Source organism: Acinetobacter sp. CIP 102529 (assembly GCF_000368325.1).
Classification (GTDB): domain Bacteria; phylum Pseudomonadota; class Gammaproteobacteria; order Pseudomonadales; family Moraxellaceae; genus Acinetobacter; species Acinetobacter parvus.
Genome location: NZ_KB849354.1, coordinates 478,041 through 496,088 on the forward strand (window position 1 = coordinate 478,041; position 18,048 = coordinate 496,088).

15 protein-coding genes and 1 pseudogene are annotated in these 18,048 nt (G+C 43.5%); 7 read left to right on the plus strand and 9 right to left on the minus strand.

The genetic code is table 11. The annotated features are described in order from the left end of the window. Positions 1-85: 85 nt before the first annotated feature. Positions 86-178, plus strand: a pseudogene (locus F972_RS15755) (short-chain dehydrogenase); the annotation flags it as partial. A gap of 160 nt (positions 179-338) precedes the next feature. On the opposite strand, the gene F972_RS04425 reads toward F972_RS15755, so the two are convergent. From F972_RS04425 to cysM, 4 genes are read right to left on the minus strand one after another with little or no spacing between them, the layout of a single operon-like run. Beyond that, on the minus strand, positions 339-2,645 hold the full coding sequence (locus tag F972_RS04425; RefSeq protein ID WP_004764113.1) for a RelA/SpoT family protein: 2,307 nt from the start codon (positions 2,643-2,645) through the stop codon (positions 339-341). Positions 2,646-2,676: 31 nt separating this feature from the next. After that, positions 2,677-4,086 (minus strand): 23S rRNA (uracil(1939)-C(5))-methyltransferase RlmD, encoded by a 1,410-nt coding sequence (rlmD, locus tag F972_RS04430; protein WP_004756063.1) that lies wholly within the window; start codon positions 4,084-4,086, stop codon positions 2,677-2,679. A 9-nt stretch (positions 4,087-4,095) separates the two neighbouring features. Continuing rightward, positions 4,096-4,911 (minus strand): 3'-5' exonuclease, encoded by an 816-nt coding sequence (locus tag F972_RS04435; protein WP_026040022.1) that lies wholly within the window; start codon positions 4,909-4,911, stop codon positions 4,096-4,098. Positions 4,912-4,939: 28 nt separating this feature from the next. Then, positions 4,940-5,869, minus strand: coding sequence for a cysteine synthase CysM (gene cysM, locus F972_RS04440; RefSeq protein WP_004764116.1), 930 nt, complete (start codon positions 5,867-5,869; stop codon positions 4,940-4,942). Between the two features lie 149 nt (positions 5,870-6,018). On the opposite strand from cysM, the gene F972_RS04445 reads away from it, so the two are divergent. The 5 genes from F972_RS04445 (at position 6,019) to rsfS (ending at position 11,922) form a co-directional block, all read left to right on the plus strand. Next, the gene (locus F972_RS04445; protein ID WP_004756065.1) at positions 6,019-8,829 is read left to right on the plus strand and encodes a GacS-like sensor histidine kinase; all 2,811 of its coding nucleotides are present in this window, start codon (positions 6,019-6,021) and stop codon (positions 8,827-8,829) included. A gap of 118 nt (positions 8,830-8,947) precedes the next feature. Further along, on the plus strand, positions 8,948-9,736 hold the full coding sequence (locus tag F972_RS04450; RefSeq protein WP_004681718.1) for a crotonase/enoyl-CoA hydratase family protein: 789 nt from the start codon (positions 8,948-8,950) through the stop codon (positions 9,734-9,736). Positions 9,737-9,757: 21 nt separating this feature from the next. Then, positions 9,758-10,624 carry an NAD(P)-dependent oxidoreductase gene (locus F972_RS04455; protein WP_004756067.1) on the plus strand — a complete coding sequence of 289 codons (867 nt, stop codon included), beginning with the start codon at positions 9,758-9,760 and terminating at the stop codon, positions 10,622-10,624. A gap of 23 nt (positions 10,625-10,647) precedes the next feature. Then, positions 10,648-11,442, plus strand: coding sequence for a hydroxypyruvate isomerase family protein (locus tag F972_RS04460; RefSeq protein WP_004681721.1), 795 nt, complete (start codon positions 10,648-10,650; stop codon positions 11,440-11,442). Positions 11,443-11,523: 81 nt separating this feature from the next. After that, the gene (rsfS, locus tag F972_RS04465; RefSeq protein ID WP_004764121.1) at positions 11,524-11,922 is read left to right on the plus strand and encodes a ribosome silencing factor; all 399 of its coding nucleotides are present in this window, start codon (positions 11,524-11,526) and stop codon (positions 11,920-11,922) included. Positions 11,923-11,962: 40 nt separating this feature from the next. On the opposite strand, the gene F972_RS04470 is transcribed toward rsfS, so the two are convergent. Together F972_RS04470 and F972_RS04475 are read right to left on the minus strand one after the other, a co-directional pair. Next, the gene (locus F972_RS04470) at positions 11,963-12,580 is read right to left on the minus strand and encodes a hypothetical protein (protein WP_004756070.1); all 618 of its coding nucleotides are present in this window, start codon (positions 12,578-12,580) and stop codon (positions 11,963-11,965) included. 14 nt (positions 12,581-12,594) lie between these two features. Further along, positions 12,595-13,917, minus strand: a complete 1,323-nt coding sequence (locus F972_RS04475) for an ammonium transporter (protein ID WP_004756072.1) — start codon at positions 13,915-13,917, stop codon at positions 12,595-12,597. Between the two features lie 267 nt (positions 13,918-14,184). Here F972_RS04475 and F972_RS04480 point away from each other — a divergent pair, with 267 nt between their 5' ends. Then, positions 14,185-15,006, plus strand: coding sequence for an SDR family NAD(P)-dependent oxidoreductase (locus F972_RS04480; RefSeq protein ID WP_004681726.1), 822 nt, complete (start codon positions 14,185-14,187; stop codon positions 15,004-15,006). Between the two features lie 61 nt (positions 15,007-15,067). Here F972_RS04480 and F972_RS04485 read toward each other — a convergent pair whose 3' ends face one another. Genes F972_RS04485 through F972_RS04495 form a run of 3 tightly spaced genes read right to left on the minus strand, consistent with a single transcriptional unit; the run spans position 15,068 to position 17,988 of the window. Further along, entirely contained in the window at positions 15,068-16,522 is a 1,455-nt protein-coding gene (locus F972_RS04485; protein ID WP_004678361.1) for an NAD(P)(+) transhydrogenase (Re/Si-specific) subunit beta, read from the minus strand. A gap of 3 nt (positions 16,523-16,525) precedes the next feature. After that, the gene (locus tag F972_RS04490) at positions 16,526-16,849 is read right to left on the minus strand and encodes a proton-translocating transhydrogenase family protein (protein WP_004678363.1); all 324 of its coding nucleotides are present in this window, start codon (positions 16,847-16,849) and stop codon (positions 16,526-16,528) included. A gap of 11 nt (positions 16,850-16,860) precedes the next feature. Further along, entirely contained in the window at positions 16,861-17,988 is a 1,128-nt protein-coding gene (locus F972_RS04495; RefSeq protein WP_004756075.1) for a Re/Si-specific NAD(P)(+) transhydrogenase subunit alpha, read from the minus strand. Between the last annotated feature and the right edge of the window lie 60 nt (positions 17,989-18,048).

Genomic DNA, 18,048 nt, shown 5'->3' on the forward strand with positions numbered 1-18,048 from the left:
TAGATACAGCGAAATTGTTGCAGCAGCAAACTGCTTATGCGTAATATGCGCCCATTAAAGAAATATGATAAAGCAAGGGAAAGCAATGCAACATAGCGTATTTATTAGCGGCGCAGCACAGGGAATTGGTGCTGAAATCGCGCGTTTATTTCACAACCACGGCATAAAAAGGGGCCTCAACCCTGGTTAAAGCCCCTTGCCACTCTTTGATACCGAATTCATCAAATACATGATATGTCTGCTGATCAACCTCCATCACCGCATCTAAATATTACCCTTTGGTTGATATTAACTTTTCGCGGGGTATCACAGATCATCCTGTCATGAATCTGCCGAAATTAGTTGCCTTGAACCAAACGTCTGGCACTGATAATGCCTGGCTGCTGCTCCAAACGCGCCAACAAACGGGACAATTGCGCCAAACCTTTGACTTCAATCAGCAGTTTCATGTTGGCAATACCATCCGCCTCAGAAATGGTATTGACCTGACGAATATTGATTTGGTCTGAGAAAATCACCTGGGTTAGGTCCTTAAGCAAGCCACGACGATCATAGGCTTCAACCACAATTTGCACACTCTGACCACGGGTTGGTTGCATTTCCCAGTCCGCCTCAACCGCACGCTCAGGTTCCTGTGTGGTCATACGGATATAATCAGGACAGACAATCTTGTGGATACTCACCCCACGGTTCAAGGTGATGTAACCACCAATTGACTCACCATGTACAGGCTGGCAACACTGTGCAATATGCAGTTCCACATTGTCCAGACCATCAATCAGGATACCATGTGCAGACAAGGTATGGCTGGCACGTGGATTCAGGGCAGGTTTCAACACCAGCTCAGGCTCATCTTGATCCAAGTGCATCTGACGATTCACTTGATTCATCAAGGCATGCAAACTGATATCACCACTGACCAAAGCAACTAAAACATCATCGCCTGATTTCAGATTAAAGTGAGATGAATAGTCTTTAAGATCGATACTTTTAGGGTGAATTGCTAAGCGTGCTAACTCTTTATTGAGTAACTCACGCCCCACCTCAACATTCTTACTACGATCTTGTTGTCTAAACCAATGCCGCAACTTGTCACGCGCACGAGCAGTTTTAATATAACCTAAAGAGTTCACCAACCAATCACGGTTCGGTTCACGATCTTTTTTGGTTAAAATCTCAACCTGTTCACCCGTTTTCAGCGTATAAGTTAATGGCACATAACGTTGATTGACACGTGCCGCATAACACTTATTACCTACCTCAGTATGTACATGGTAAGCAAAATCTAAAACCGTTGAACCTCGTGGTAATTCCTTAATATCACCATCACGACTAAATACATAAATCTTTTCAAAATTTTCAAAATCTTGAATTTGATCTATGTCATTTGACTCTTCATCTTCGCCATGTGGCGTTGTTTCAGTACGCTCTTGATAATGTTCCAATACCGCACGTAAAGAATGTAGACGATGATTAAATGAATGATCGGTATTTTTTGCACCTTCTTTATAATTAAAATGCGAACAAACGCCCAGTTCAGCTTCGTTATGCATTTCAAAGGTACGAATTTGTACTTCTAAAGATTTATTTTCAGCAATCACAGCAGTATGTAATGAGCGATAACCGTTGGCTTTTGGATTGGTGACATAGTCATCAAACTGGTTCGGGATATGACGCCACAACTGATGCACAATACCTAAAGCGTGATAACAGTCTGGTACACCTTTTACCAATACACGCACTGCACGAATATCATAAAGCTGATCAAAACTCAGATTTTTACTTTTCATTTTTCGATAAATCGAATAAATGTGCTTCACTCGTCCAGTGATTTCCGCCTGAATATGATGCATACCCAGTTCAGTCTTTAGCTTATCAATCACAAACTGAATATATTGCTCTCGCTCTAAACGCTTTTCATTCAGCAACGACGCAATTTCTTTATAACGCTCAGGCGCCAAGTAACGGAAAGCGAGATCTTCTAATTCCCATTTTAACTGTGCAATACCTAATCGATGTGCAAGCGGTGAATAGATCGTTAAAATCTCGCGTGCAACGCGTTCTTGACGTTCTTTACTTGCAGTGGCTAATTCACGTAAAGCATAAGTACGTTCAGCCAATTTGATCAAAACGACGCGTACATCTTCTGTCACTGAGATCAGCATTTTATAAATGCCGTTTAAGTGCTCACGCTGATTGTTATTAAAATGATCTTCTAAACGCTTATTTTTTTCAATCAATTCAGAGAGCTTACCCATCGCAAGCGTGCCTTGTACAAGACCAAGCACCTGTTCGCCAAATTGTTGTTGAATATCTTCTAAAGTAATTAAACCTTCGCGCACACTTCGATACAACACTGCCGCTGACAATGTATCTTCATCAACATGTAAATGCGCCAAAATATCAGCCATACCAATACCTGTACTAAAAGTATTGGTACGATGATGAACCGTGGTTTCTAATTCTTTTGCCAAGGTCAGCTCTGCAACTTTTTGAAGTTGCTTTAGCTCTGCCCCATCCAAAATATCACGCACTCGATCTAGCCAAGAGACCAGACCACTTTGCGCTTCAGCGGCATGTTCTACAGTCGTTTCCTCTGACAACTCATGGAGTCGTCCAGGTAACTGCTCACGTACTGTGACCATACCATTCTCCTCTGGATATGTAACTCATTCTCTAATCGTTTATTTCTTGGGTCTTTTCAAATTGCTCAATTTTTTCAAACAAGGCAATTGATTCAACATGCTCAGTATGGGTAAACATATCCATTACTGCCGCTTTTTTAAGTTGATAACCATATTGTGCCAGTACACCTGCATCCCTTGCCAGTGTTGATGGATTACAGGAAACATAAACGATTCTTTTTGCTCCAAAATTAGGTACATATTGCATAACCTCAAATGCACCTGATCGCGGAGGATCAATTAATAATGCATCAAATCCCTGTTTTGCCCAAGAATGATGCGAAAAGTCTTTTGTTAAATCTTGTGAAAAAAACAGCGCCTGAGACAATTGATTTGCTTTCGCATTTTCAGTTGCCCGTTGTACCATCTCATCACTTGCTTCAACACCAACGACCTGACCTGTCTCACCAACACAACGTGCTAAAGGTAAGGAAAAATTACCCAATCCACAAAATAGGTCGAGCACTCTCTCTCCTTTCTGTAAATCTAGCAATTCACATGCCAACTGAATCATCTTTGCATTTACACCGCTATTCACCTGAGTAAAATCTAAAGGTGAAAATGCAAATTTAACTGCAAACTCATCCAGACTGTAGTGCAAACGCATAGGTGCTTGAGTATCATCAACACGATGCAAACTATCTGCGCCTTTCGGTTGCAAATACAACTGCCAATCCTTCAGTAACGCAAATTGACGTAATTGGTTGACATCCGAAATATTTAATTCATCTAAATGACGAATCAGCAATGCAACCTCGCTATCTCCCATCGCCAATTCTATATGACCAATATGGGCCTTGCCTGTTAGACTTTCGAGTAGTTTTCTCAACTCTACTAAACTTTCGGACAAATGCTGATCAAGAACATGACACTGCTGAATCGGTGTTAAATGATTACTGTGATGCTCACGAAAGCCCATCACCAAACGATTTTGTTTAGCAATATAGCGAACGCCGACTCGAGCACGACGACGATAATCTATTTTTTCAGAGCGGATTGGATCTAACCATTGCTCTGGTTGTAAACCAGCAAAATGTTGTAAATGTGACTTTAATACATTCTGTTTTAATAAAATCTGTTCATCTGGATGAATATGTTGCAAGCTACAGCCACCACACACCCCAAAATGTGGACAAATCGGATCGACTCGTCCCACAGCCGCATCACTTTCTAGCTTAACCATATCCGCTTCTTCTAAACGCGAAGTTTGATTGCTAATCTTGGCTTGTACTGTTTCACCCACGAGCGCATAACGAATAAAAACCTTCTTACCGTGCTTTTCTTTTGGATGATCAGGATGCGTGCCATAATGCGCAATCCCTCGCCCCTCATGAGAAAAAGCTTCGATTTGAAAGGTATATGTTGGATATTGAGCTGGGCGCTGTTTCGCTTTATGTTTCAAAAGATCAACCTAGTTTTTTGGCGCAAACGTATTTGCGGTGAATACAGTATATTGCGATGTCTGCCGCCATACCTGTAAAAATTCTGTTTGTTGTGTCTGTGTCTGTAAATAATCGGCTGTCGCCTGAATCCATTGCTGGTGCTCCTGTAGATTCAATTGACCCTTTAGTAATAGCCAGCGCAGATAGACCAGCCATGTGTTGAGCACATCACCTTCACAATAACTGGTCAGTTTTAACCATTGTTCAGTATGTACATACTCTGGCACATGATAACCCGTTTCACCACGCTTTCCAGGGAATCCCAACAGACAGGCAATGTCATCCAGCTTCTGGAAATTACGCCCATTAAACATCGCCATCACATCCATCAGATCAACATGGCGATGATGGTAACGGTTCTGGTAATTGTTAAAGCGCTTCTGGTTATCAATTTCACCCTGATCAAACAGGCTTGGCGCAGAAAGTCCATGATACATGGCACGGAACAGAATCACGGGCAGGTCAAACTGCGAGCCATTCCAGCTCACCAGCGTCGGCTGCTTCTTGTCAAAAATGGACAGGAATTTTGTCAGCATTTCAGCTTCTGAACTTTGCTCCTGACTAAATGAAAACAGGCGAAAGCCCTTTTCATCAAGCCATAAACCTGAAATACAGACAATTTCATGCAAGGGCAAACGCTGAAAATCGCTGCCTGATTCCTGACGGCGGATTTTGGTCAATGCCTGTTCCACATCGGTTTCAGGCAAATCAAGATGATAAAGATGAGCACCAGCCTTTAAGTCAGTCAGTGTTTCAATATCAAAAACTAAAATTGGAAAACGCAAGCTCATCATTCAATGTAATCAGTTAGGTCTAATCTTCATCTTGAACTGAAAACAGCCCTGTTGACAAGTAACGATCACCACGGTCACAGATAATGCACACAATCACGGCATCAGGTGTTTCCTCAGCAATTTTGAGTGATGCCCACACTGCCCCACCAGAAGAGGTGCCCGCACTGATGCCTTCCGTACGTGCCAGTTTACGCATGGTCTGTTCCGCTGCAAGCTGTGGAATATCAAAGATACGGTCCACACGGCTACGGTCAAAAATGGTCGGCAGATATGCTTCAGGCCAACGGCGAATTCCCGCAATGCTCGCCCCATCTTCGGGTTGTAAACCGACAATCTGAATGTCTGGATTTTGTTCTTTTAAATATTTTGAAACACCCATGATGGTGCCTGTGGTGCCCATTGAGCTGACAAAATGGGTGATTTTTCCAGCTGTCTGTTTCCAGATTTCAGGGCCTGTGGTGAGGTAATGCGCCTCAACATTATCTGGATTGTCAAACTGGTTCAGGACAAAGCCCTTGCCATCCGCCTGCATTTGCGTGGCAAGGTCACGCGCACCTTCCATACCCTGCTGCTGCGTCACCTCAATCAGTTCAGCACCATAGGCCAGCATGGCATCCTTACGTTCCTGACTCATGTTATTTGGCATGATCAGCTTCATTTTATAACCACGCATGGCTGCAACCATGGCTAAAGCAATGCCAGTGTTACCGCTAGTGGCTTCAATTAAAGTATCACCAGGTTGAATTTGTCCACGCTTCTCTGCTTGGACAATCATGTTATAAGCAGGGCGATCTTTGACTGAGCCAGCAGGATTATTACCTTCTAATTTCGCTAATACGGTAGCTTGAGTATGACTTGCTAAACGTTGCAAACGCACTAAAGGGGTTTTACCAACATAATAGTCTAGTAAAAATTCATCTGCTAAAAAATCAGTTTGCGTATTCGTCATGATCGACACCGATATTAAGGTGGCGCCTATTGTATGAAAAAAATGGAACTACTGCACCTTTTCACTATTCTTTTTATTGGCTAGCCCGTACCTCTGTTTGCCACAAAGCATGCTAAGATATTGCACAGAATGATAAATCTGACCGCATTATGTCAAATTTCAATAAAACCCTGTCAAAACGCTTACGGCTCAATCATGCTTATGGACAACTGATTGCCCTCATTCTGGTGCCAATCGCAATTTTGACAGGGGTGGGAATTTTCTGGGTTTTATCTGAAACGACCAATGCGGCCAAACAGCAGCAACGCTCCGATGCCTCCGCCATTCTGGCACGCTACCACCAGACCGCAAATGATCTACTGCAACTGGTACAGCAACATCCTGACCAATATGACCGCGCCCAGAACATCATGCAGAAGATGTTTGATGAACGAAACCTGCAACGGGCGGCCCTGATTGACAACGAGGGGCAGACCTACTTAAGCGTGGGCTACCAGAACAATCGCTTCTGGCCAACTTTCCCTGACAACAGTAATTTCTTTGGCCCGATTCCACACAACCACAACAGTATTTATGGTGCCAAACTGGATAGCAGCAAGCCCGATTCAGTCTGGTTAGTGATTGAACTGGACAATCAGCCACTGGAACTGACCCGTTATAAAATCCTGCTTTCACTGGTAGCGACAGGGCTGATCACCCTGATGATTTTACTATTTTGCCTGAATGTTTTTTCACGGCGCTGGCTGGCACCACTGTATGAAATCCGTATGCAGATGCAGCGCCTGAATGCCGATACACTGGATCAGCATATTGTGGTGAACAGTACAGGCGAGTTACGCCTGCTCCAGCGAGACATTGCCAATGTGGTTAAACGTCTGCATTTTAGTTTTCTGGAACTTAAAGAACATACCGAACAAACTGAGGAAGACTTACGCCGCACACTGGATACGCTGGAAGTTCAGAACATTACCTATCGTCAGGCACGCGATCAGGCGATTTCATCAAATCAATCCAAGTCCGTCTTTTTAGCGAATATCAGCCATGAACTTAGAACACCTCTCAACAGTATTGACGGTTTTATTCACCTCTTACTTCGTCAGCAAAACTTAACTAATGAACAGAACCTGTATCTTCAAACTATTCGTAAATCTTCAGCTCACCTTTTAGCACTCATTAATGATGTCCTCGATTTTTCTAAAATTGATGCGGGCAAATTAGAGCTTGAAACAGCGCCATTTGATTTGGAAGAAGCTATTTTTGATGTGATGGACATGCTTTCGCCCTTGGCCGCACAAAAGCATATCAATATGGCGTTTTATTATGCCGAGAACATCCCACAGCATGTGGTTGGTGATGCGCTACGTTTCAAGCAAATTCTGACCAACCTGATTTCCAACGCCATCAAGTTTACCCCTGATGGTGAGATCATTGTCCGTGTCCGCATGGAAGATGAGGACATTGGACAATGCCTACTGCATTTTAGTGTGCAGGACAGTGGTATTGGTCTCAGTGGTACCGACCGTAAAAAACTATTTGAATCATTCTCTCAAGGCGATGCTTCCGTTACTCGTCAATTTGGTGGTACAGGATTAGGCTTAGCAATTTCCAAACAACTTGTTCATCTGATGCATGGTCAAATTGGCTTTGAAGACAACCAAGAACGTGCCCCGACAGAAAAAGGTTCAACCTTTTGGTTTACGGCTTCATTTAAAGTGGATGAACAAGATGAATTTGTTGAGCATCCACATTTTGATCATTTACAAGTGGTCTCTTACCTTGCCCATCCTGCCACGGCAAGTGTGCTTCGTTCATATTTAGAAAACTACCGTGTCTCACATATCGAAACACAATCAATTTTGGATTTATTCAGTCGTCTGAACCATTTAAATCAGCAAGAGAATACATGGCTCATTGTCGATCACAGTGGTGACACAGAAGCACTACTCAAAGAAATTCGTCAGCGTTACCAAGGAAACTTAGCCGTTTACGGTTATCAAATGAGCCTTGAGCCAAACATGCTGAATGAATACCGTGCCCGTCCACTGTATCAGCCCTTAAGCCGCCGTGAACTGGTGCAGTTGCTGGGCAATCAGCCTGTGTTTGAACAGGAATCTGAGGATTTCAATGGTCAGGGTTTACACGTATTGGCGGTTGACGACCATCTTCCCAATCTGATTGTGCTTGAAGCACTGTTGGGTGAACTGAATGTCACCACCACCAAGGCATTAAGTGGCCAGAAAGCGATTGACATGATTCAGCAGCGGATTGAACAAAAGCTGCCACCCTTTGACCTTGTGTTTATGGATATCCAGATGCCTGTCATGTCTGGAATTGATACCACCCGAGCCATTCGCTCGCTTGAGTCAACGCTGGATATAGGCATGCAACTTCCGATTATTGCACTGACCGCACATGCACTGGCCGATGAAAAACAGAAATTGCTAAAAGTGGGTATGAATGATTATGTGACCAAGCCAATCCAGATGGAACAGATCATTCAAATCCTGACCCATTGGACCAAAAATAACTTCTCTTCTCAGCCTGTCAATACTGAGCAGAAGCACCCGACAGAATCAATTGATCCACAGATTTTAAACTGGCAGCAAAGCATTCAACTCGCTGCGAATAAAGAAGAATTGGCACAAGACTTATTAAATATGTTGGTGGATAGTTTTGATACTGAACTCACCGAAATGCAGCAACTGATTGAACTGGGGGATTTTCCCCAGCTTGAGCATGTGCTACACCGTCTGTATGGTGCAACACGTTACGTTGGCACCCCAGCGTTACAAAAGGTTTCAGGGGAATTTGAGCAATTTGTTTCAACCCTGCGTAAAGAGCGCCGCAAAGCAGATGATGCCTTTATACGGGAAACCAACCATCGTTTTAATGAGTTGAACTTTGCGATTGATCAGGTGAGACAGGCCGCCAGCCTGATTTTACATTCCCACGATACCTAGGGTCTGCTGGCATCTACAAGATGCTGGTCATCACCGCTATTTGTGACTGTGGTGTCATGTTTTAGCTAAAAGACTCATGTTATGCTGCCCATCATTGAACACAATAAGAGTAAGGCAAATGGCACTGTTACGAGTTGAAAAGAACCATGGAATTGCAACGGTTTACCTTAACCGTCCAGAAAAACGCAACGCCATGAGTTTTGCGTTATTAAAAGAGCTGGTGGCAACTGCAAAGAAAATTGAAAAAGACCGTTCGATTCGTTGCGTCATTTTAACGGGTGAGGCACAGGTATTTAGTGCGGGTATTGACCTATCTGACCTGAACAACCCTAAAAATACCGCATTTGCCGCATGGGAACTGATCAAGCCAGGTCAAAGCCTGTTTCAGAAAGCATTCCTGATTTGGCAAAACCTGCCAATTCCAGTGATTGCGGCCATTGAGGGCTATTGCTTTGGGGCGGGCATGCAGCTTGCACTTGCTGCGGATATCCGTATTGCAACGCCAACCACCCAAATGTCAATTATGGAAAGCCGCTGGGGACTGGTTCCAGATATGGGCTTGACTCGCTCGCTCAAAGGTTTAATTGGTGTTGATTTAGCAAAAGAACTGACCTTGACCGCACGTGTCTTTGATGCAGAATACGCCAAAGAAATTGGTTTGGTCACACATCTGGACAACAATCCGTTGGCAAAGGCCAATGTGATTGCACAGGAAATCCTACAACGTTCACCAGATGCCATTATGGCAGCCAAACGCGTTTTAGATGCTATGGAACATCAACCTGAAAAGTCGCTCCGTTTAGAAAAACTTTGGCAGCTTAAGCTGTTATTAGGTAAAAATAGTAGCCTTGCACGCAAGAAAGACAAGAATCCTGAGATTCAGTTCTTACCGCGTCAGTATAAGTAATTACAGTTTGGATAAATTCACATGCGTGTTGATCAACAAACACCCATCGCTTTTTTAGGTATGGGGTTAATGGGAAGTCGAATGACAACCCGATTATTACAGGCGGGTTATACGGTGGCGGTTTGGAACCGTAGCCCTCATGCATGTGAGCCACTTATTCAACAGGGCGCGGTAACTTTAGCTTTGGAAAATATTGGAAATTATCCCGTTATCCTCACCTGTCTGGCTGATGATCAGGCTGTTCAAAGCGTTTTTGCCCAAATCCAGCCTTATTTACAAGCCAGGCAAGTCATTGTTGATTTCTCCAGTTTATCCGTTTCAGCAACTCAGCAACTGGCGCAATCCGCCCAACAGCAACAAGTGACTTGGATTGATTCCCCTGTTTCAGGTGGAACAATCGGTGCTGAACAAGGAAGTCTGGTTATTTTTGCAGGTGGAGATGCGCACGTCATCCAAGCACTCGAGCCTATTTATAAGGTCTTATGCCAACGTGTGACCCGTATGGGTGAAACAGGGACTGGACAAGCCACCAAAATTTGTAATCAATTAATTGTTGCAGCAAATAGCACGTTGATCGCAGAAGCGGTTGCATTAGCGAGCCAAGCAGGTGTAGATACTAACTTGCTTGCCCCTGCTCTCGCGGGCGGTTTTGCAGATTCTAAACCATTTCAAATTTTAGCTCCTCGTATGGCAACCCATACTTTCGAGCCTGTGCAATGGAAAGTACAGACCTTATCCAAAGACCTTAACAATGCATTAAAACTTGCACATAGTTTTAACTTAAATATACCTGTTGCACAAAAAGCTCTACTACAGTTACAAGCCCACCAAGAAAACGGCTTTGCTGATAATGATTTAGCGACTATTATTCAATATATAGAGCAATAATAATTGATTGAAGGAGATTGAATATGAGCCATCTTGCAGTCAATTTGTCTATGATTTTTAAGGAAGTCCCTTTGATTGAGCGTTTTGCTTTAGCTCATACACATGGCTTCCAACATATCGAAATTCAGTTTCCATATGAATTAGAAATTTTTGATATTCAAACTCAGCTTGAACAATACGATCTCTCACTTTGCCTCATTAATGTGCCTGCTGGCGATTTAATGCAGGGCGGTAATGGCCTAGCAGGTATTCCTGGAAAAGAAATTGAATTTCATCATGCCCTTATGCTTGCAATTCGTTATGCAAAGGCCTTGAATGTTCCTCGAGTCAATATTCTAGCTGGTAAACAGCCTCAAGATGCTGACCTCTTACCCTGTTTAAATACCTTAGCAAGCAATCTCAAACTGGCCTGCCACATGCTGACAGAGCAAGGGATTGAACCTGTTTTTGAAATGATCAACGGCACCGACATGCCACGCTTTTTGGTGCAGAATATTGCACAGGCACAGGAAATGCTGGAGGCTATCAACCATCCCGCACTGAAAATGCAATACGACTGCTACCATATGGCCATGATGGGTGAAGATGTTTTGACTGGTTTGCAAGAAAATTTGCATCAAATTGGTCATATTCAATTTGCTGATTGTCCAAGCCGACACGAACCTGACACAGGAAATATTCCCTATAAGCAAATTTTTGACTGGTTACGTCAAAGTGACTATCGAGGTTATATTGGTGCAGAATACCGACCAAAAACTCAATCAGATCAATCTTTTGCATGGAAAGAAAAGTACTTTTCCAATGACGTGAATACATAAACTGTTACTGCTGAAATTTGAATTTTATAGAGAAAAACGGTATATTTGACGATGAGCAATTGTCAGGAAAATATACCCTCTATGAATTTAGAACCATCGCCCAGCGCTTCTAATTCTCACGACCTAAAAACCAAAACAGCAAACAAAGATGTACATGCTTGTTTAAAAGTTGTACATGAAGCCCTTACTGATATAAAAGCCAAAGATATTCTAGAACTTGATGTAAGTTCTATTAGTAATATTGCCGATGCAATTGTGATTGCAAGTGGCACCTCAACCCGTCATGTTAAAGCCCTTGCGGACAATGTTGCTGATGAAGCACGTAAAGCAGGTTTTCGCCCAATTGGTGTTGAGGGTGAAAGAGACGCTGAATGGATCCTCATTGACCTTGGTTTCGTTGTGGTACACGTGATGTTGCCAACAGCCCGTAAATTCTATGACCTTGAAAGTTTATGGCGCGCACCTGAATCCGTTGCCTAAAGCTTAAGAAAAGCGACCAATAAGGTCGCTTTTTTCATTCCTACAACAACTGGCTTAAGTCGACTGCTGGATAATGCTGTTTTATTTCATGCTTAATCTGTGCATACAGTTGATCCGCCTTGCCTGGACCATAAAAACTACAGTAGATCGCATACAGCGTTGTAATCATAACCGCATAAGCCTCTTTCGGCATTTGCATCAAGCACTGCTTCTCTGAACCTGCAATATACCAATATCCAGCAAGTAAACGATGTTTCTTCATTTTGCCCTGAATTTCTGCCACAAAATCCAGATAATCAGGTTGACTGACACCTTTTAACACGCCCATCACAAAGTCATGGAACGCCTGAAACAGGTCCAGTGTTCCAGGGCTTGCCTCGACAGCCACAACCTCTTTATCCGTTTTTACCTTGAGGCGCTCCTGCTTCTCAACCACCGAAATTTCATGCAATACCCGCCGCAACATCTCCTTGCGTTGCACCCGCAGGTCGTCACTGGTACAAATTTCACTGAGAAAACGATTTAATACAAAGGATGGCTGGTGACCATATTCACTTTCCCAGTACTGTAAAACCCGCTGCAATACGGAATCTGGCAAGAACTGTGCAAGCCCCTTTTCCACTGCCAGCCTTTTTTGTTCAATGCTTAATTTAGCCATAACAATCACCTCCCTTAATGGCGATGAGTGATATTTTCGGTTTCAAAAGTGACATCCCTCTGAAACTCTGGGTATGACAATTCAGCATGTTCAGTATAATCCAGCCCCCGTTGTTCATGTTGCGGGGAAACCCTTAAGCCACCGAGAACCTTGTCGAGCACCTTAAACATGATAAACGCGGCACCAAAGCCCCAGACAAATGCGGCCCCCACACCCAAAGTCTGAACTGAGATCACATCAAGGTTAAACGGTTTTTCCAGAAAGAAGACACCTGCGGCAATGGTTCCCCATGCTCCACACACCCCATGTACTGCAACAGCATCCACCACATCATCCAGCCGCATCTTTTCAATCAACAAAGGTATAAAAGTCATCAGCAAACCTGCTATAGCGCCTGTGATTACAGCGAATAGCGGTGACATGGTGGCACAACCCGCCGTGATTGAAACCAGACCACCCAGTGATGCATTTATGGTGCTACGCATAAGAATTGCCTTGGATTGAAGCAGTGCCAGCACCATGTAGGTTGCGGCTGCGGCACAGGCTGCCAAGTGGGTGTTGAGTGCTATACGCCCAATGCTTACACTTGCGGCAACAGTAGATGCGGCATTAAACCCAAACCACGCAAACCATAGCACAAAGCCACCCAATGCCACCAAGGGCAGATTATGTCCTGCCAAAAAATGACTTTGCCCCTTACGGCCAAAGCGTCCCAAACGTGGTCCCAACACAATAATGCCTGCGAGTGCCACCCATCCACCAATTGAATGCACCACAGTTGAACCAGCAAAATCAATAAACCCCAAAGCTTTCAGCCAGCCATCACCACCGAACAGGCCGCCCCATGCCCAGCTACCAAATACAGGGTAAATGATGCCACTTACAAAAACCGCACTGACCACATAAGCCACAAAATGTATTCGCTCTGCCATGGCACCGCTGGCAATCGTGGTGGCTGTCGCCGCAAACATCATCTGAAAGAACAACAGGTTCCAGTGCCAGTCATCCAGTTGATCTGGCATGAAATGACTGAGTCCGATCCACCCTGTTTGATTCAGGCCAAACATCAGGCCAAAGCCAAACAGCCAAAAAATAAGTCCTCCAATACAGGTATCCATATAGTTCTTCATGAGTACATTCACGGTATTCTTACTACGAACAGATCCGCTTTCGATTAAAGCAAATCCTGCTTGCATAAAGAAAACTAAAATTCCTCCAACGACCACCCACACGCTATCCAGAGAAATACGGATTTCCTGAATATTTGTCGTGGTTTCAGCAGATGCATGGGAGGTGAGAGATAGTAAAAACAGCAATACTAAAATTATACTTTTCATAGAATTCCCCTAAAAAATCATCTAATCCAATGCAAAAAAAATGCCAAAATAAATTATTTTTTCCTTTTAATAATTCATCGATTTATATTTATTCATCATAAAAAAATGATCTAAACTAAATACTTAATATCCAAACCTTTATACACCTTTTATCAACAACAATCTCTTCTTCCATTTCAAATTTGACATGACAAGTTGTCAAAATTAACGCACTATAGGACCTGCTTTAAAATTCATCAAATAAAAAGCATTATTGGAGTAGATGAAGTGAAAATTCTAATTACAGGTGCAAATACAGGTATTGGTTTTGCCACAGCGGAAGAGTTGGTAAAGCAGGGACAACATGTCATTCTTGCCTGCCGTAATCCGCAAAAAGCGCAAATTGCACAAGATAAATTGCGTGCATTGGGTCAGGGGCAGGTTGATTTGGTTTCCCTCGATTTAAACAGCCTTGAATCAACCCGAAAAGCAGCGGATGAAATTGCAGACCGCTACGGTAGTCTTGATGTCCTGATTAACAACGCAGGACTATTTGCCAAGACCAAGCAGCTGACGCAAGATGGTTTTGAACAACAGTTTGGTGTGAATTATCTAGGCCATTTTCTACTGACACATAAGCTGATTCCTGTCTTGGAACAGGCACCAAAAGCTCGCATCATCCACCTTGCTTCAATTGCACATTGGGCAGGTTCAATCAAACCGAATAAGTTCCGTGCTGAGGGTTTTTATAATCCCCTGTTCTATTATGGTCAATCTAAGTTAGCGAATCTTTTATTCAGTAATGCTTTAGCTGAACGTATGGCGAATAGCACCATTACCAACAACTCACTACATCCAGGGGGTGTTGCCTCTGATATTTATCGCGAACTGCCAAAACCTGTTTATGAAGTGATGAAAATTGGTTTAGTGCCGACCTCAGTTCCTGCAAAGTTGATTACGCAAATGGCGACTGGAGATGATTGGGCAAAGCGTAATGGAGAATATGTCAGTGCACACATGCCAGACTGGAAATCACCACATGCTAAAAACCAGCAACTTGCCCGTGATCTTTATACACAATCCATGAATCTTGTAGAAAAATACCTTTAATAAATATGCGCTAACAAAAAAGCCACCTAACGGTGGCTTCTTCAATCCTGATGAGGTCAGATTAGTGACCACCACCATTGATTGCTTTTGTCATATCTTCAACAACTTTCTTCGCATCACCGAAGATCATCATGGTTTTTTCATTGTAGAACAAATCATTGTCTAAGCCAGCATAACCTGTTGCCATAGAACGCTTGATCACCATAATGGTACGAGCTTTGTGAGCTTCAAGAATCGGCATACCATAGATTGGTGAACTTGGATCATCTTTCGCCGCTGGGTTAACAACGTCATTCGCACCGATTACCAGTACCACGTCAGTTGCTGGGAAGTCAGAGTTGATCTCATCCATTTCCAAGATGTCTTCATACGCGACATCAGCTTCAGCTAACAATACGTTCATGTGACCAGGCATACGACCCGCAACTGGGTGAATCGCAAAGCGAACTTTTACGCCCTGTTCTTTTAAGATTTCACATAATTCTTTAACTGCATTCTGTGCACGACCTTGCGCCATACCATAACCTGGTACAATCACAACACTGTCTGCATTTGACATCAAGAAACCTGCGTCATCTGCTGAACCAGAACGATAGTTACGTTGAACTTGTTCGCCTTTGTCCGCTGTAGCAACTGCTGCACCACCCATTGCACCACCAAACAATACGTTGATGATTGAACGGTTCATCGCCTTACACATAATGTAAGAAAGAATCGCACCAGAAGAACCTACAAGTGAACCCGCAACGATTAACATATTGTTTTCTAGTGTGAAACCAATACCAGCTGCAGCCCAACCAGAGAATGAGTTAAGAAGCGATACCACAACTGGCATATCACCGCCACCAACTGGCGCAATCCAAACCCAACCAAATGCAAGTGCAAGTGCTGTCATCGCCCAGAAAGCAGTCATGTTATTCGTCAAGAAGAACATAATGCCTGCCGCAAGCATTGCAGCAAAGATAAGCGCTTGAACAGGTTTAACCCATGCACCAGAAATCGTTTTTGCCCATTTTTTAGCAGCTAATTTACCGTAAGCAAATACTGATGCTGTAAATGTAATCGCACCAACGAAGCAACCTACAAACAATTCAAATAAATGAACTTTGCTCATATGAGCATGCTGTACGCCAGCAGCAGTCAAAGCAGCTTCATTTTCAGCAAACAATGCTGTTAATTGGTTGTTGTGTAAAATCGCTGCAATCGCAATTAATACCGCAGCCAAACCAACTAATGAGTGCATTAAAGCCACTGTTTCAGGCATTTGTGTCATCGGAACAGTTCGCGCACGAGCGATACCAACCACACCACCCAATACCATCGCACCAACGATCATCCAAACAACTGGATGTTCTGCAACAAAGAATGTTGTCACTACAGCAATCGCCATAGCGATCATGCCGTAACGGTTACCTGCGATTGCAGTTTTAGGACCTGACAAACCACGCAAAGTTAAGATAAAAAGGACGGCACCAATCAGGTAGAACCAATCCGCATAGTCTCGAATAAATTCCATCTATTAGCCCTCTTTTTTCTTTTGCTTCGGCTTGAACATTTCAAGCATACGAGCAGTTACAGCGAAGCCACCAAAAATGTTGATACTTGCCAAGAACACAGCAATCGCACCCAAGATGCTTACAACATTTACGCTTTGGAAAGCTACATTGGCATCAACACCAATCACAGGCATACCCACGGTTTGGATCATTGCCCCAACGATAATGATTGAAGACAATGCGTTCGTTACCGCCATAAGTGGTGTATGTAACGCAGGTGTTACTCCCCAAACTACGTAGTAACCTACGAAGATGGCAAGGACGAAAATTGTAATCGTTTCAACCATGAGAACTCTCCTTAACCGCGCTTGAGCAGTACTTGACCGCCATGAGTCACGAGTAACGCTTTTTGGATTTCATCTTCTTGATTGATCGCAAAGTTTTTGTCTTTGTCGAATAATGTTTCAAGGAAGTTAAAAACGTTACGTGCATACAATGCAGATGCTTCAGTTGCAACTGTGCCTGGAATGTTTGGAATACCCAAAATTTTCACGCCATTTTCAGTAACAACAGTTTCGCCTTCTTTAGAACCTTCAACGTTACCGCCCGTTTCAACTGCCATATCTAAAATAACAGAACCCGGTTTCATCTTGGCAACAGTTTCAGCTTTGATCAGACGCGGAGCATTACGACCTGGAATCAATGCAGTGGTGATTACGATGTCAGCATTTGAGACAGCTTTATCTACAATCGCAGCTTGATCTTTGATGTATTGCTCACCCGGCTGCCAACCATAACCGCTTTTCGCAGCTTCAGCAGCACGTTGTTTTTCTTCATCGGACATTGGTACGTCTAACCATTTACCGCCTAAAGACTCAACTTGTTCTTTAGCCGTTGGACGTAAGTCAGTTGCTTCCACAACTGCACCTAAACGTTTTGCAGTCGCAATCGCTTGAAGACCAGCAACACCAACACCCATGATCACGACACGCGCAGGTTTTACGGTACCCGCAGCAGTCATTAACATTGGGAACATACGTTGATATTCAGCCGCAGCTAGCAATACAGATTTATAACCTGCCAAGTTTGCCTGAGAAGAAAGTACATCCATGTTTTGTGCGCGTGAAAGCGTACGAGGAAGTAACTCTAAAGCAAAAGCAGACACTTGCTGAGCAGCAAACTGGTCCAGTTCTGGATTGCGGTAAGGGTCAAACATTGCAACCACAGTCGTATTCGCCGCAAGCTTTTGAATTTCTTCACCCTTAGGGGCACGTACCTTCAAAATAATTTGGCTACCTGTATATGCATCGTCTGTAATGGTTGCGCCAACTTGTTCATAAGCACTGTCAATATAGGCTGCTTTAACACCAGCGCCACGTTGAATGACAATGCTATGACCTGCATTAATCAACTTCTTAACTGTTTCTGGTGTTGCCGCTACACGACTTTCACCTGCAACAGTTTCGGTTGGGATTCCGATCTGCATGAGCGTTCCTCAAGCTAGTTTTTCTTAAGTAAACATCGCGGATAGCAATGTTTCCCCCAG